General features: G+C 53.5%; 10 protein-coding genes. 6 read left to right on the top strand and 4 right to left on the bottom strand.

Translation table 11 applies throughout. The annotated features are described in order from the left end of the window. Window positions 1–27: 27 nt before the first annotated feature. Window positions 28–2,067, bottom strand: a complete 2,040-nt coding sequence (locus tag AC1RKC_RS06130) for a choline transporter (RefSeq protein WP_020825950.1) — start codon at window positions 2,065–2,067, stop codon at window positions 28–30. A gap of 413 nt (window positions 2,068–2,480) precedes the next feature. Between AC1RKC_RS06130 and betI the strand changes: the two genes are divergently transcribed. From betI to betA, 3 genes are all read left to right on the top strand, one after another. Then, window positions 2,481–3,077, top strand: a complete 597-nt coding sequence (gene betI / locus AC1RKC_RS06125) for a transcriptional regulator BetI (RefSeq protein WP_046374098.1) — start codon at window positions 2,481–2,483, stop codon at window positions 3,075–3,077. A 20-nt stretch (window positions 3,078–3,097) separates the two neighbouring features. Next, window positions 3,098–4,570, top strand: a complete 1,473-nt coding sequence (betB, locus tag AC1RKC_RS06120) for a betaine-aldehyde dehydrogenase (protein WP_493091854.1) — start codon at window positions 3,098–3,100, stop codon at window positions 4,568–4,570. A 219-nt stretch (window positions 4,571–4,789) separates the two neighbouring features. Next, entirely contained in the window at window positions 4,790–6,457 is a 1,668-nt protein-coding gene (gene betA, locus AC1RKC_RS06115; RefSeq protein WP_046374096.1) for a choline dehydrogenase, read from the top strand. Window positions 6,458–6,587: 130 nt separating this feature from the next. Here betA and AC1RKC_RS06110 read toward each other — a convergent pair whose 3' ends face one another. The 3 genes from AC1RKC_RS06110 to AC1RKC_RS06100 all read right to left on the bottom strand — a co-directional run bounded on the left by AC1RKC_RS06110 (window position 6,588) and on the right by AC1RKC_RS06100 (window position 9,722). Beyond that, entirely contained in the window at window positions 6,588–8,210 is a 1,623-nt protein-coding gene (locus tag AC1RKC_RS06110) for an FMN-binding glutamate synthase family protein (RefSeq protein WP_234529089.1), read from the bottom strand. A gap of 182 nt (window positions 8,211–8,392) precedes the next feature. Then, on the bottom strand, window positions 8,393–8,983 hold the full coding sequence (locus AC1RKC_RS06105) for a LuxR family transcriptional regulator (RefSeq protein WP_020825955.1): 591 nt from the start codon (window positions 8,981–8,983) through the stop codon (window positions 8,393–8,395). A 22-nt stretch (window positions 8,984–9,005) separates the two neighbouring features. Beyond that, window positions 9,006–9,722: an EAL domain-containing protein gene (locus AC1RKC_RS06100; protein WP_020825956.1), complete on the bottom strand. Its 717-nt coding sequence runs from the start codon at window positions 9,720–9,722 to the stop codon at window positions 9,006–9,008. Window positions 9,723–10,238: 516 nt separating this feature from the next. Here AC1RKC_RS06100 and AC1RKC_RS06095 point away from each other — a divergent pair. The 3 genes from AC1RKC_RS06095 (at window position 10,239) to AC1RKC_RS06085 (ending at window position 14,165) form a co-directional block, all read left to right on the top strand. Continuing rightward, window positions 10,239–10,766, top strand: coding sequence for a fimbrial protein (locus AC1RKC_RS06095; protein ID WP_012005952.1), 528 nt, complete (start codon window positions 10,239–10,241; stop codon window positions 10,764–10,766). Between the two features lie 71 nt (window positions 10,767–10,837). Further along, window positions 10,838–11,521 (top strand): fimbrial biogenesis chaperone, encoded by a 684-nt coding sequence (locus tag AC1RKC_RS06090; protein WP_020825958.1) that lies wholly within the window; start codon window positions 10,838–10,840, stop codon window positions 11,519–11,521. Window positions 11,522–11,549: 28 nt separating this feature from the next. Beyond that, window positions 11,550–14,165, top strand: coding sequence for a fimbria/pilus outer membrane usher protein (locus tag AC1RKC_RS06085; RefSeq protein ID WP_020825959.1), 2,616 nt, complete (start codon window positions 11,550–11,552; stop codon window positions 14,163–14,165). The last annotated feature ends 1 nt before the right edge of the window (window position 14,166 follow it).

The raw sequence follows: 14,166 nt of genomic DNA, 5'->3' as shown, positions 1-14,166 counted from the left end.
CTGCGCCTTTTGGCCGTGATGAACGGATCACATATCCGGGAAGGTCAGGGTATTGCCCGGTGCCTCACGGTGGATATGCACAAAGTTCAGGTGTTTCTCATACTGATCGAGAATATCGCCGATCACCTGCTCTTTGCTGTAATCCATCAGGTCATTGCCCTGGGTGCCTTCCATCAGGAAGGTTTCCAACCGGTAGTAATGCGACTTGCCGGAGCGAGCACGATAGGTAAAGCCCGGCACCGAATAACGCTGTGGCCAGATCTGATAGATGAAGTTCTGCTCTTCGCCCAGATGCACCAGCAGCTCCAGATGGCTCAAACGTTCATCTTCGGTTGGCGGTACCTCACTGAATTCCACTTTGGCACCGCGCAGTTCCAGCTCACGCGCCACTTCTTGCATCGCCGGTCGGCAACGGGTATCCAGCATTTTCTGCGTGTACTGCGTGCCAGGATAATTCATTACGCGCGACAGGCGCTGTTTCCAGTTGAGCACGTCATTGCTGGACACCGGCATTGGCGCACTGGTGTTCAACGCGCTGGCTTTGCGGTAATCCTCCACCCGCAATGACTTATACAATCCGGCCATCACGAAGAAGATCACAAAGCTGAACGGCAGGCCCATGATCACCGTGGTTTTTTGCAACGCGGGCACGCCATCGGTCATCAGCATGCCGATGGTCAGCAGGCCAATGGTTATTGACCAAAAAATACGTAGCCAGTTGGGCGCATCGTTGTTGATGTCGCTCAGACGCGAGGTGAAGTTACCCAAAACCAGTGAACCTGAATCCGCCGAGGTGACGTAGAACAGCAGGCCAGTGATGGTTGCCACCGAGGCGCTGAAGGTGAAGCCCGGATACTGAGCCAGCAGGCTGTAGAAACCGCGTTCTGGATACTGCATTACTTCCTGCGCGAAAGCGGCGTTACCGTGAATGATCTGATACAGCGCGCTGTTGCCGAAAATCGACAGCCACAGCAGGGTGAACACGAAAGGAATAATCAGCGTACCGACTACAAATTGGCGGATGGTGCGCCCACGCGAAATACGCGCCAGGAATAGGCCGACAAACGGCGCCCAGGCCACCCACCAGGCCCAGAAGAACAGGGTCCAGTTGTTCATCCATTCTACCGGACGATCGAAGGCAAAGCTGTTAAGGGTCATCCCCATAAAGCGGTTAACGTAGTCGCCAACGTTGAGCACCAGCGCATTGAGCAGGAATTCGGTATCCCCGAAGAACAGCACGAACATGATCAGCCCCAACGCCAACAGCACGTTGAGTTCGGACAGAATGCGGATGCCCTTGTTAACACCTGAGGTCACCGAAATGGTCGCCATGATCACCGAAAGCAGGATCAGCGCGGCCTGAACCGTCAGGTTTTCCGGAATGTGGAACAGAACTTTCAGCCCGTAGTTCAACTGCACCACGCCAATACCCAGCGTGGTGGCGATGCCGAAGATAGTGCCCAGCACGGCCGCTATGTCTACGCTGTGGCCGATCGGGCCGTTGATGCGTTTACCGAAAATCGGGTAGAGCGCCGAACGGATGGTCAACGGCAGGTTATAGCGGTAGCTGAAGTAGCCGAGGGCGATGCCCATCAGCGCATACATCGACCAGCCGGTCAGCCCGTAGTGGAACAGTGTCCACACCATGGCCTGGCGGGCGGCTTCCATCGTCTGGCCCTGGCCTTCCGGTGGCATCATATATTGCGTCACCGGTTCGGCGACCGAGAAGAACATCAGATCAATGCCGATGCCGGCGGCGAACAGCATCGCAGCCCAACTCATCAGGCTGAATTCGGGTTTCGACTGTTCTGGCCCGAGCTTGATCGAACCGAAGCGCGACGCGGCGATAAACACCACAAATACGATGTACAGAGTAGCGGCCAGCAGGTAATACCAGCCGAAGGTGGTTGAAACCCAATTCAGGGTGCGGGTGATCCATCGCCCGGAGAAATCGGTAAAAAAGATGGTCATCAGCGAGAAGGCCAGAATCAGCCCCGCCGAGGTAAAGAAAACCACCGGATTAAGGCCATCCTTTTGTGGTTTTGAGGAGGTTTCGCGTGTTGTCATCGTCTTCCTCTGTTTTTTAACAACTGAGTAAAATCGTGCCCACACACCAGCCTGAACGGATGCATCGGCGCCGTCCGGAAAAGTGCGGATATAAAGCCGCGGCAATCGCTATTCTGCTTGCCAAAGATTGCCGCTTTGCTTGTTAACGAAACAGAAAATCGTTTCGTGGTGGGAACCGCTTACAGACACTGATTTTGGTCAGATTCGTTAAATACCTCACAAAAATCAGCCAGTTCCACAACCGAAAAGTACATATTTGTAACCAAGCGGTAATAAAATATATGCAATTTTTATTGAACGTTCAATCAAAAAAAAGTTTAATAGTGAGCATGAAGACCAAGTTCAGCAGGTGAAAAGGGCGTGAAATCCCGCCGCTGAGACGAGGCCGAAGTCGGTTTTGTGAGAGTCGAATTATGCCAAAGGTAGGAATGCAGCCAATCAGAAGGCAGCAGTTGATAGATGCCACGCTGGCCGCGGTGAACGAAGTGGGAATGCATGACGCCACCATCGCGCAAATAGCGCGGCGGGCCGGAGTTTCCAACGGCATCATCAGCCATTATTTCAAGGATAAGAACGGCCTGCTGGAAGCCACTATGCGCTATTTGATTAGCCATTTGGGCGAGGCGGTGAAGCTGCGGCTACAGGCGTTAAGCGACCAGAGCCCGGCATCACGGCTGCAGGCGATCGTCGCCGGTAACTTCGACGACAGCCAGATCAACAGTGCGGCGATGAAAACCTGGTTGGCGTTTTGGGCCAGCAGCTTGCACCAGCCGCAGCTTAATCGGCTGCAACAGGTGAACGGCCGTCGGCTGTATTCCAACCTGTGTGCCGAATTTAGTCGCCAACTGCCCAAGGCGCAGGCGCGACTGGCAGCCAAAGGATTGGCAGCACTGATTGACGGCCTGTGGCTGCGCAGTGCGTTGCGCGGCGCGGCGTTCAACCAGACGCAGGCGATAGCGCTCACAACCGAATACATTACGTTTCAACTCCGGGGGCAAACGCCACCCTGAGGATAACCCAAGGAGAACCTATGTCCCGTTTTGGCTTACAGAAGCTCTATATTAATGGTGCCTATGTAGACAGTACCGATGGAAAAACTTTCAACGCGGTTAACCCGGCGAACGGTGAAGTGCTTGCCGAGATCCAGTCTGCCAGCGCTGAAGACGTCAACCGTGCGGTGGCCAGTGCAGCCAGCGGACAGAAAGTGTGGGCGGCGATGACGGCGATGGAACGTTCTCGTATTCTGCGCCGAGCGGTGGATATTCTGCGCGAACGCAACGACGAACTGGCCGCGCTGGAAACGTTGGATACCGGCAAGGCCATGTCGGAAACCACTGCGGTGGATATCGTTACCGGTGCCGACGTATTGGAATATTATGCGGGTCTGATCCCGGCGATCGAAGGCCAGCAGATCCCGCTGCGTGACAGCGCCTTTGTTTATACCCGTCGTGAGCCCCTGGGCGTGGTGGCCGGTATTGGCGCCTGGAACTACCCGATCCAGATTGCCCTGTGGAAATCCGCACCGGCACTGGCGGCAGGCAACGCGATGATCTTCAAACCCAGTGAAGTCACTTCCCTGACGGCGCTGAAGCTGGCTGAAATCTATACCGAAGCCGGTTTGCCGGACGGCGTATTCAACGTGGTCACCGGCAGCGGCGCAGAAGTCGGCCAGTACCTGACCGATCATCCCGGCATTGCCAAGGTGTCCTTCACCGGCGGTGTAAAAACCGGCAAGAAAGTGATGGCTAACGCCTCAGGTTCGACGCTGAAAGAAGTCACCATGGAGCTGGGTGGCAAATCCCCGCTGATTATTTTTGACGACGCCTGCCTGGATCGCGCCGCCGATATCGCCATGATGGCCAACTTCTACAGCTCCGGCCAGGTGTGCACCAACGGGACTCGAGTATTTGTCCCCGCAGCGTTGCAGGCCGAGTTCGAAGCCAAAATCCTCGAGCGCGTTAAGCGCATTCGCCTGGGGGATCCTACCGATCTACAAACCAACTTCGGCCCGCTGGTCAGCTTCGCGCATATGGAGTCGGTATTACGCTTCATCGAAAGCGGCAAGAAAAGCGGCGCTCGGCTGTTGTGCGGCGGCGAACGTGTGACTGAGGGGGAATACGCCAAAGGGGCTTATGTGGCGCCGACCGTATTTACCGACTGCGGTGACGAGATGGAGATCGTGCGCGAAGAGATCTTTGGGCCGGTAATGAGCATTCTCACTTACCACAGCGAAGAAGAAGTGGTACGCCGTGCGAACGACACCACCTTCGGCCTGGCTGCCGGTTTGGTGACGAACGATCTGACCCGGGCGCATCGGGTGATCCACCAGTTGGAGGCCGGCATTTGCTGGATCAACACCTGGGGTGAATCGGCGCCGGAAATGCCGGTCGGCGGGTACAAGCAGTCTGGCGTCGGCCGTGAAAATGGCCTCAGTACGCTGGAACATTACACCCAGGTCAAATCGATACAAGTCGAGCTGGGCGAATATATTTCCATCTTTTAAATATCCCCGTCGTCTTTCAAGCTACAGCGTTGTTGGCTGCGAACGCGGACCCCAGTCACTTACTTGACCCCTGGGGTTCCACGCCCTTGCCGCCTAGCTGTAACGCGAAATCCATAGGGGATAATCCTTTCTTGCATCCAAAACTGCCTGGATATATTCAGCATGCGATATTCAAGTCATTCGCATCATTCAGGCATACGAATATTTAGGAGATAATGTATGGAATACGATTACATCATTATCGGTGCCGGTTCAGCCGGTAACGTTTTAGCCACCCGTTTAACCGAAGACGCTGATGTTAGCGTATTGCTGCTGGAAGCCGGCGGCCCGGATTATCGGATGGATTTTCGCACCCAGATGCCGGCCGCGCTGGCATTCCCGCTGCAGGGCCGTCGTTACAACTGGGCGTATGAAACCGATCCTGAGCCGCACATGAACAACCGCCGCATGGAGTGTGGCCGGGGTAAAGGGCTGGGCGGCTCATCACTGATTAACGGCATGTGCTACATCCGCGGCAACGCGATGGACTTCGACAACTGGGCAAAAGCACCGGGGTTGGAGGACTGGAGTTATCTGGACTGCCTGCCATATTTCCGCAAGGCGGAAACCCGCGATATCGGGCCTAATGATTATCACGGTGGCGACGGTCCGGTCAGCGTGACCACGCCGAAAGCCGGTAATAACGAATTGTTCCACGCAATGGTGGAGGCCGGTGTGCAGGCGGGTTATCCGCGTACTGATGACCTGAACGGCTACCAGCAGGAAGGCTTTGGCCCGATGGATCGCACGGTCACGCCGAAAGGCCGTCGCGCCAGCACCGCTCGGGGTTATCTGGATCAGGCTCGTTCCCGTTCAAACCTGAAGATTGTCACTCACGCGTTGACCGACCGCATCCGCTTCGAGGGTAAGCGTGCGGTGGGCGTTGACTACTTGCAGGGTGAAAGTAACCAAATCACCAGTGCCCGTGCGCGTCGCGAAGTGTTGCTGTGTGCCGGTGCGATTGCCTCGCCGCAGATTTTGCAGCGTTCCGGCGTTGGTCCAGCGGCGCTGCTGAACCGCCTGGACATCGATCTGGTGCACGATCTGCCCGGCGTGGGCGAGAACTTGCAGGACCATCTGGAAATGTACCTGCAATACGCCTGTAAAAAGCCGGTGTCGTTGTACCCGGCATTGCAATGGTTCAACCAGCCGAAGATCGGCGCAGAGTGGCTGTTCAACGGCACCGGCGTGGGCGCCAGCAACCAGTTTGAAGCCGGTGGCTTTATCCGCAGCCGCGAAGAGTTCGCCTGGCCGAACATTCAGTACCATTTCTTGCCGGTGGCGATTAACTACAACGGCAGCAACGCGGTGAAAGAGCACGGTTTCCAGGCGCACGTCGGTTCAATGCGCTCCCCGAGCCGTGGCCGGGTGCAGGTGAAATCGAAGGATCCGCGCCAACATCCGAGCATCTTGTTCAACTATATGGCGACCGAACAGGACTGGCAGGAGTTCCGCGATGCCATTCGCATCACGCGCGAAATCATGGCGCAGCCTGCACTGGACGAATACCGCGGCCGCGAGATAAGCCCGGGGCCAGAAGTGCAGACCGACGAACAGCTGGACGCTTTTGTGCGTGAGCATGCCGAAACCGCCTTCCATCCTTCCTGCTCATGCAAAATGGGCGAAGACGAGATGGCGGTGGTGGATGGGCAAGGGCGAGTGCACGGTATGGAAGGCCTGCGGGTGGTGGATGCGTCCATTATGCCGCTGATCATCACCGGTAACCTGAACGCTACCACCATCATGATCGCCGAGAAGATTGCCGATCGTATTCGCCAGCGCACGCCGTTGCCGCGTAGCACTGCCGACTATTACGTGGCCGGCGACGCCCCGGCGCGTAAGCCATAACCCACATGCCCTCTCGCCGTTGAGGGGGAGGGCCGCTGTAGCAAGCAACCCCCTCTCCAATGTCCTTCCCCGAGGCGAGGGGGCAATTCATTCCCGTTATCTTTCACCTCAGCAGGTACAAACGTACCCCTTAAGCCGGCAGGGCGATCGCCTGATCGAAACTGTTTGGCGTCGCCATGCGCCACATGCGCGCATAAAAATCGCTTTCGATCTCTTTTTGCAGCAGTGCACCAGGCTCCAGGTAGTAATAGATGTCGGCGTAGACCTTGATTTCGGTTGAGGTAATACGGCGCAGCATATGATGCGAAGTCAACTGCTCAGGGCGGCTGACGCCCGCCGCCGCAAGCATTTCTGCCAGCGCTTTCACCGTATTCTGGTGGAAGTGATAAACGCGTTCGGCCTTGTCTGGCACCACCAGGGCTTTCTGTCGCAGTGGATCCTGGGTGGCGACCCCGGTAGGGCAGTGATTGGTATGGCAGCTTTGCGACTGAATGCAGCCGACGGCGAACATAAAACCACGGGCTGAGTTCACCCAGTCGGCGCCCAACACCAGCACGCTGGCGATATCGAAGGCGCTGATGATTTTACCGCTGGCGCCAATCTTGATTTTGTCGCGCAGTCCGCAGCCCACCAGGGTGTTATGGACGAATAACAACCCTTCGCGCAGCGGCATGCCCATATAGTTGGACAGTTCTAGCGGTGCAGCGCCGGTTCCACCTTCTTTGCCGTCCACCACGATAAAGTCCGGCAAGATCTGGGTTTGCAGCATGGCTTTGGCGATGGCGACAAATTCCCACGGGTGGCCGATACAGAGTTTGAAGCCCACGGGTTTGCCACCGGACAATTCACGTAGCTGCTGGATGAAATGCATCATTTCAATTGGGGTGCTGAAGGCGCTGTGCGAAGCCGGAGAAATACAGTCGACTCCTTCAGGTACGCCGCGCGTTGCGGCGATTTCCGCATCCACTTTTTTCGCCGGCAGTATGCCGCCATGTCCGGGTTTAGCCCCCTGGCTGAGCTTGATTTCAATCATTCTCACCTGCGGTTTTTTAGCCTGCTCGGTGAAGCGTTGCGGATCAAAATGGCCGTCGGCGGTGCGGCAACCGAAGTAGCCGCTGCCCAATTCCCAGACCAGGTCGCCGCCATTTTCGCGATGATAACGGCTGATACTGCCTTCGCCGGTGTCGTGGTAGAAATTGCCCTTTGCCGCGCCGAGGTTGAGGGCGCGAATGGCGTTGGCCGACAGGGCGCCGAAGCTCATGGCGGAGATGTTAAAGATCGACGCGGAGTAGGGTTGGCTGCAATCTGGACCGCCGATCGTCACGCGGAAGCTGGTGGGGTCAGATACTTCGACCGGACGCATGGAGTGCCCGATACATTCGTAGCCGGTTTGATAAACGTCCAACTGGGTACCGAACGGCTTATCGCCCATTTCGTTTTTGGCGCGTCGGTAAACCAGCGTGCGCTGGGTACGTGAAAACGGGATCTGCGCGTTATCTTCTTCCAGTAAGTACTGGCGTATTTCCGGGCGAATAAACTCGAAGAAAAAGCGCAGTCGGCCGATGATCGGATAGTTTCGGCAGATGGCGTGGCGTTGTTGGGTCAGATCATAAATGCCCAGAGCGCTCAGACCACCAAAAATGATCGTCGGTAGCCAAAACCAGGGGCTATGGGACAACAGCGCCAAAGACGCCAACGTCAGCAAAAGACTCAACACAAGGCAGGTATAACGGCTGAATAATGATGACTTCATAACATCTCCTGATGTTTTTATTAGTCCAGACGACATGGCTCACAGAAAGTTTGCTGAGCGGATCCTAACCAATAGACAGGAGTGTTATGTGGCTGTTACTGCTTTATCGTTGATTGTTACATTAATTTAACGATGAGTCCGCCCTTCAGGCCGCCGGGTGGCAGCCTGAACGGGAGAAGGAGTTACTTGCTGGCAACGAAAATACTGCTCATGCTGCGCAGACGCAGCTTTTTCATCGCACTGTATTTCTGAGAGAAAATCGTTTTGGGGTGGGTGCCGCGCTTTTGGGCAATATGCAGCAGGCTGTCACCGCGCAACAGGTTGAAGATAACGTCGCTTTCCGCCGGGCTAAGCTCGCGGGTTTTCTGCATTTTTATCCCCCCGGGCTCTTTGCTTTCCAGCAGGTTCTGTATTTTTTCCTGCAGCGAATAAAGTGGAATGCGTGTAGACACCAATTCAACGGAGATGCCCAGGATCGACAATAGTTTCACCACGCGTTCATCGTCATAAAACACCAACAGACGCGTTTTGGAGTTGTATTGCTGATGCAAAGACACCAGGCTTTCAATGACGTTAACGCTTTGCTCCAGATTTTGTGAGGTGAAGATCAGGGCGATGTCGTGCTTAATTATTTTCTCCGCCTTGGCGCCACCGTGCATAAAATCTGAAAACAGTCTGATATCGTACTTGCCGTAATGTTTTTTCAGTAACACCGAAAGGCCGACATAGCTGTACTTACACTCACTAATAACAAGGACATTGTTTTTAGACATAATGGCAAACACCCATAATGAGTTAAAAGTATTCAGCTGTAAGAAGCGAGTTCAAATCCTTGATGTCGGATTCCTTCCACAGCTTTCCCTGCAGTGCGTAATATGGCATTTCGTCCAGCCATTTTTTATGCTCGGGGGTTTCAACCCCTTCAATAATTACCTTGTAATGATTAAGGTAAAAAAAGCGCAATAAAGCGCGCATTAAACCGTCGCCGCCGGACTTTTTCATAAAGTCCCATAACAAAAAGCGGTCGAGTTTAACGAAGCGGAACTGGCTGTTATACAGCGCGGAAAAACCCGCATAGCCAGAACCAAAATCATCGAGCCAAAATGAATAGCTCTTTAGTGAAGGATCGCCATGAACGCGATCTTTAACCAAACGGGTTGAGTTCTCACTGATTTCGAAATGTATACAGCGAGTGGCGTTAATTCTTTCTGCAAAATGACTATTGGCCAACGAGCGTAGAGAATGGTCATCTACATTCAGCGTAGCTATAACCTGATTTTCACGAAACCAGTGATTATATTTCTCTATCAGACTGACCTGGTCTAACAGAATCTCAATTCGGGTCTCGCTATCGGCAGTACGAAAGAACTGTTCAGGAGAGAAATGCGCATATTCACTATTAAAAGTGAATCGAGATAGGCACTCAACGGCCAGCAATTGTCCGGATTTTGCGAACATTGGCTGGAAAACATAATTAATTCCGTTATTTTTCTCTCTAAAAGAACTGCGCATTCCTCAATCCCTTGATTGATATGTAACTACCTGTTTTTTAACTAAAATTAATTCAATATCAGGCTGTTTATAGGTAAATGTCTTATTTGGTGCGACGTGATTGTGAAATGTCGCTTGCAGACCATTTAACGCGCATTTAGTCGTGAAGTCCAAAGGGCTCAAAAGGTAACAAAATGTAAATATACGGAATAATATGCTGTTAATCAGGCCTTAAAGAAAAATGTCTGACTGCATGACTTTCCAAAACACAGATTATTCCTATTCGATTGAATCGTCAACATCGATCGATAGGTATTTGTTGATAGTTTATTCCTATCAAGAGGGGGGTTATGAATGTTTTAAACGATTTAACAATAAGAATGCGCTTAGTCTATATTTCGTCCGGCAATGGGTTCATCGAGGCAACACTCCTTTTAAGCAAGGAGTGCTATCGCTGAGTGTATGCTCAGTGCCGGGGAACTATATATTCGTCTGTCACTGAATCGATTATTTTATTGTTTTTCTATGGAGCTGGAAATGAAAAAAGTATTATTGCCTTTGGCCGCGCTGGTATTGTCTGCTACTGCTTATAACGCTACTGCTGCAAGCGGCAACGTTAAATTCACCGGTGAAATCGTACAGTCCACCTGTAAAGTTGTTGATAAAGACCAGAATAAAGAAGTTTACCTGGGTAAATACCCTACTACCGCATTCCCAACTTCTGGTTCTACCAGCGGTGCTAAAGCTTTCGATATTAGCCTGGAGAAATGTGAAGCGGGTAACTACACCCTGCGTTTCGACGGTAACACCCCAGCTGGCCACCCAGAGCTGTTGGCTGTAACTGGCGGCGCTAACGGCGTTGGCGTTGAAATCCTGGATAACAACGGCGCAACTCTGCCAATCTCTCAGGAAGTTGCTACCCCAGCGACCGTTTCTGTTGCTGCTGATGGCGACAACCCAGGTTCTGCGACTTTCAACCTGCGCGCTCGTTATAAATCTTACCAGGATCTGGTAACTGCGGGTCAGGCAAACTCTAACGCTACCTTCACCATCGAATACAAGTAATTTAATTCGCTGGCAGGATAGATAGAGCTATTGGCCACGGACGGCTAAATTCTGAGAGTTGAGATATTCCGATGAAAAAAGTGCTTTCTTGTATTTTATTCGCGTTTTCCGTAAATGCTTTTGCCGGAATTCAGGTTGATTCGACGCGCGTAATTTATAACAGCGGAAGTAAATCCGCATCGCTCTCAATCAGCAATGACAGCGACGACACCTATATGGTGCAAACCTGGTTGGATACTGGCGATTCAAGCCAGATGCCGAAGAATTTACCGATCGTGGTCACTCCACCTATTTTAAAACTGGCTGCCAAAAAAGACGCAATTCTGCGCTTTATTTATTCCGGCAGCGGGTTACCGCAGGACAGAGAAAGTCTGCTCTGGGTAAACGTACAGGAAATTCCGCCAACGCCTAAGCAAGACAACGTGCTGCAGGTGGCGATCCGTACCCGTATCAAACTGTTCTACCGCCCAGAAGCCTTGAAGGCCAACCTGCAACAGCAGGCAGAGGCACTGAAATGGCAGCGTCAGGGCAGCAATCTGGTGGTGACCAACAATGGTCCACTGTTTGTGACGCTGGGTGTACTGACGCTGAAAAGCGGTGGCAAAAGCTGGAAAGTGAATGCCGACATGGTGAAACCGCAAGATAGCCTGCGGATAGCTCTGCCACAGGGCGCGCAGTCGGCCAACAGTATGTCGTTCACCTATATCAACGATTACGGCGGCCACACCGAGATTAAGAACGTTGCATTAAATTGATTTAAGCCCTTCAAGGAATGAACAAAAAATGGCACATAAAAGAATAACAACCCTCACGCCAAAACGTTTGGTCAGGCTGATTAATGGTGTAATTTATTTTTCTGCGGTGCCATTTTCATTCTCTCATATGGCCATGGCGGAGGAGCAGTTCAACACCTCCTTCATCCATGGCGATGACAACATTGCCCAAGTGGCAGCGTTGTCCAGCGGCGATGATATCCTGCCTGGTAAATATCCGTTCGATATTTACCTGAACGGACAGCGTATCGATCACCGTGACATCGAATTCAAAAAAGACGCCAAAGACACGCCGGTAACGCCTTGCCTGACTGCGCAGGATTACCAGGACTACGGTGTAAAACTGCCGGGCGATATGAAAACCGAAGGCGCCGCGCAGTGCTACGCTTTGTCACAGCAAATTTCGGGTGCCAAGCTGAGCTACGACGCAGCCATACAGCGTATGGATTTGGAAGTGCCGCAGATATTCCTGGAGCCGCGTCCACAGGGTGCCATCTCGCCGAAGGTTTACGATCGCGGGATTAACGCCGGTTTCGTTAACTATAACTTCAGCGGCAACCATAATAATTACCGTAATAACGCCAACGATAAAACATCCGACTACTACTTCCTGAGCCTGAACAACGGCATCAATGTCGGTAATTGGCGCCTGCGTAACAACTCGACGCTGAATCAGCAGTCGGGTGCCGGCACGCACTGGAATACCGTTTCAAGCTGGGCGGAAACCGACATCGTTTCCCTGCGCAGCCGTCTGGTGATTGGCCAGACCAACACCAATAACAATGTATTCGACAGCATTCAGTTCCGCGGTGTGCAGATTTCCAGCGCCAACGATATGCTGCCAGAAAGCCAGCGCGGTTACGCGCCGGTGGTCCGTGGCGTGGCGTCGACCAACGCCCGCGTTGAGATCCGCCAAAACGGCTACACCATTTACAGCACCAACGTGCCGCCGGGTCCGTTTGCGCTGACCGACATCTTCCCGAGCACCTTGAGCGGTAACCTGAACGTCACGGTCATTGAGGCCAACGGTTCAAGAACCTCTTTCGTGGTGCCGTTCTCTTCCGTGCCGAACATGCTGCGCGAAGGGATCTGGGACTACCAGATGACCGCCGGTAAATACCATGACGGCACCACCAAATACCAGCCGAAGTTTGTGCAAGGCACCTTGTCCCACGGCATGGCGTATGACATCACGCCTTATGGTGGGGTGCTGGTCGCGGAAAATTACCGTTCGGCGGTAGTGGGTATGGGTAAAAACATGGGTGTCTGGGGGGCAGTTTCCTTCGATATGTCCTATTCCGACACCAACCTGGTCAACGGTGACGACAAACAGGGGGAGAGCTTCCGCTTCCTGTACTCCAAATCGCTCAACGACTGGGGCACCGAATTCCAGATCGCCGGTTACCGTTACTCGACCTCCGGTTACTATGATTTCTCTGATGCGGTTGCGGAACGCGATCGCTATGAAAACGGCGTCTACCGTAACGATTACTACGATGAGAATGACCGCAATCTGGGCGTGCCGGATTGGGCAGAATCACGTCGTCGTACCTATTACACCAGCCGTTTCAACAACAAACGCCAGCGTGTAGAGTTGTCGATCAACCAGCGTATTGCCGGTAACTCAACGCTGTACACCAATATCAGCAACCAGTCATATTGGGGCGGCTCCGGCCAGGATCGTACGGTTCAAACCGGCTTTAACAGCAGCTACAAAAATATCAGCTACGGCGTGTTCTATCAGGACAGCCGCAGCAACTACGGTTATAAAGATCGCAGCATCAACATGAGCGTCTCTATTCCGTTCAGCTTCTTCAGCCGCGATTCGTCTGATATGACGGCCAGCTTCAACGCCGGTCACAGCAAGCAGAGCGGTAATACATACAGCGCTGGCCTGAGTGGTACCGCGCTGGACGATAACCGCCTGAACTACGCGGTGCAAAGTGGCCACGATCGTTACTCCGGCCAAACCAGCTCGGCTAACGTCGGCTACCAGGGCAGCATGGGTACCGTCAATGCCGGTTACAGCTACAGCAATGATTACCAGCAGTCTACCCTGGGCGTGTCGGGCGGTATCGTGGCGCACTCCGGCGGCGTGACGCTGACCCAGCCGCTGCAAAATACCTTTGTGCTGGTTGAGGCCAAAGATGCCAAGGGCGTCCGTCTGGAAAACCAGCCGGGTGTGGCTATCGACCGCTTCGGTTACGCGGTAATGACCTCGGCCTCACCTTATCGTCATAACCGCGTGGCGTTGCGCACTGAGGATATCGGCAACGGCCTGGATATCCCGATGGCGGCCCGCGACGTGGTACCGACATATGGCGCCATTACCCGCGTGAAATTTGAAACGCATACCGGCCAAAGCCTGCTGGTACACAGTAAACTGTTGGACGGCAGCGTACCGCCAATCGGCGCCAACGTGTTTAGCGCCGACGGCAAGAACAACGGTACCGTAGGTACCAATGGGGATATTTATATCTCCGGCGCATCCGCAGGGGATCGCCTGTTGGTTAAATGGGGCAGCGATGCCGGCGACAGCTGTTCACTGGTGGTGCCGGAACTGAAATCGGCGACCGAACAGCTGATGGGCTATCAGGAACTTTCGCTGACCTGCGGAAAACCGTAAA

This window comes from Serratia sp. GW822-FHT06E05, from assembly GCF_058799445.1.
Note: the sequence above shows the minus strand (reverse complement) of the source record. Positions and strands in the feature narration are given on the sequence as shown.

Bases quoted from the DNA above. Each gene is read 5' to 3' on its own strand.
- AC1RKC_RS06130 (WP_020825950.1), bottom strand. From the start codon at position 2,067: ATGACAACACGCGAAACCTCCTCAAAACCACAAAAGGATGGCCTTAAT.
- betI (WP_046374098.1), top strand. From the start codon at position 2,481: ATGCCAAAGGTAGGAATGCAGCCAATCAGAAGGCAGCAGTTGATAGAT.
- betB (WP_493091854.1), top strand. From the start codon at position 3,098: ATGTCCCGTTTTGGCTTACAGAAGCTCTATATTAATGGTGCCTATGTA.
- betA (WP_046374096.1), top strand. From the start codon at position 4,790: ATGGAATACGATTACATCATTATCGGTGCCGGTTCAGCCGGTAACGTT.
- AC1RKC_RS06110 (WP_234529089.1), bottom strand. From the start codon at position 8,210: ATGAAGTCATCATTATTCAGCCGTTATACCTGCCTTGTGTTGAGTCTT.
- AC1RKC_RS06105 (WP_020825955.1), bottom strand. From the start codon at position 8,983: ATGTCTAAAAACAATGTCCTTGTTATTAGTGAGTGTAAGTACAGCTAT.
- AC1RKC_RS06100 (WP_020825956.1), bottom strand. From the start codon at position 9,722: ATGCGCAGTTCTTTTAGAGAGAAAAATAACGGAATTAATTATGTTTTC.
- AC1RKC_RS06095 (WP_012005952.1), top strand. From the start codon at position 10,239: ATGAAAAAAGTATTATTGCCTTTGGCCGCGCTGGTATTGTCTGCTACT.
- AC1RKC_RS06090 (WP_020825958.1), top strand. From the start codon at position 10,838: ATGAAAAAAGTGCTTTCTTGTATTTTATTCGCGTTTTCCGTAAATGCT.
- AC1RKC_RS06085 (WP_020825959.1), top strand. From the start codon at position 11,550: ATGGCACATAAAAGAATAACAACCCTCACGCCAAAACGTTTGGTCAGG.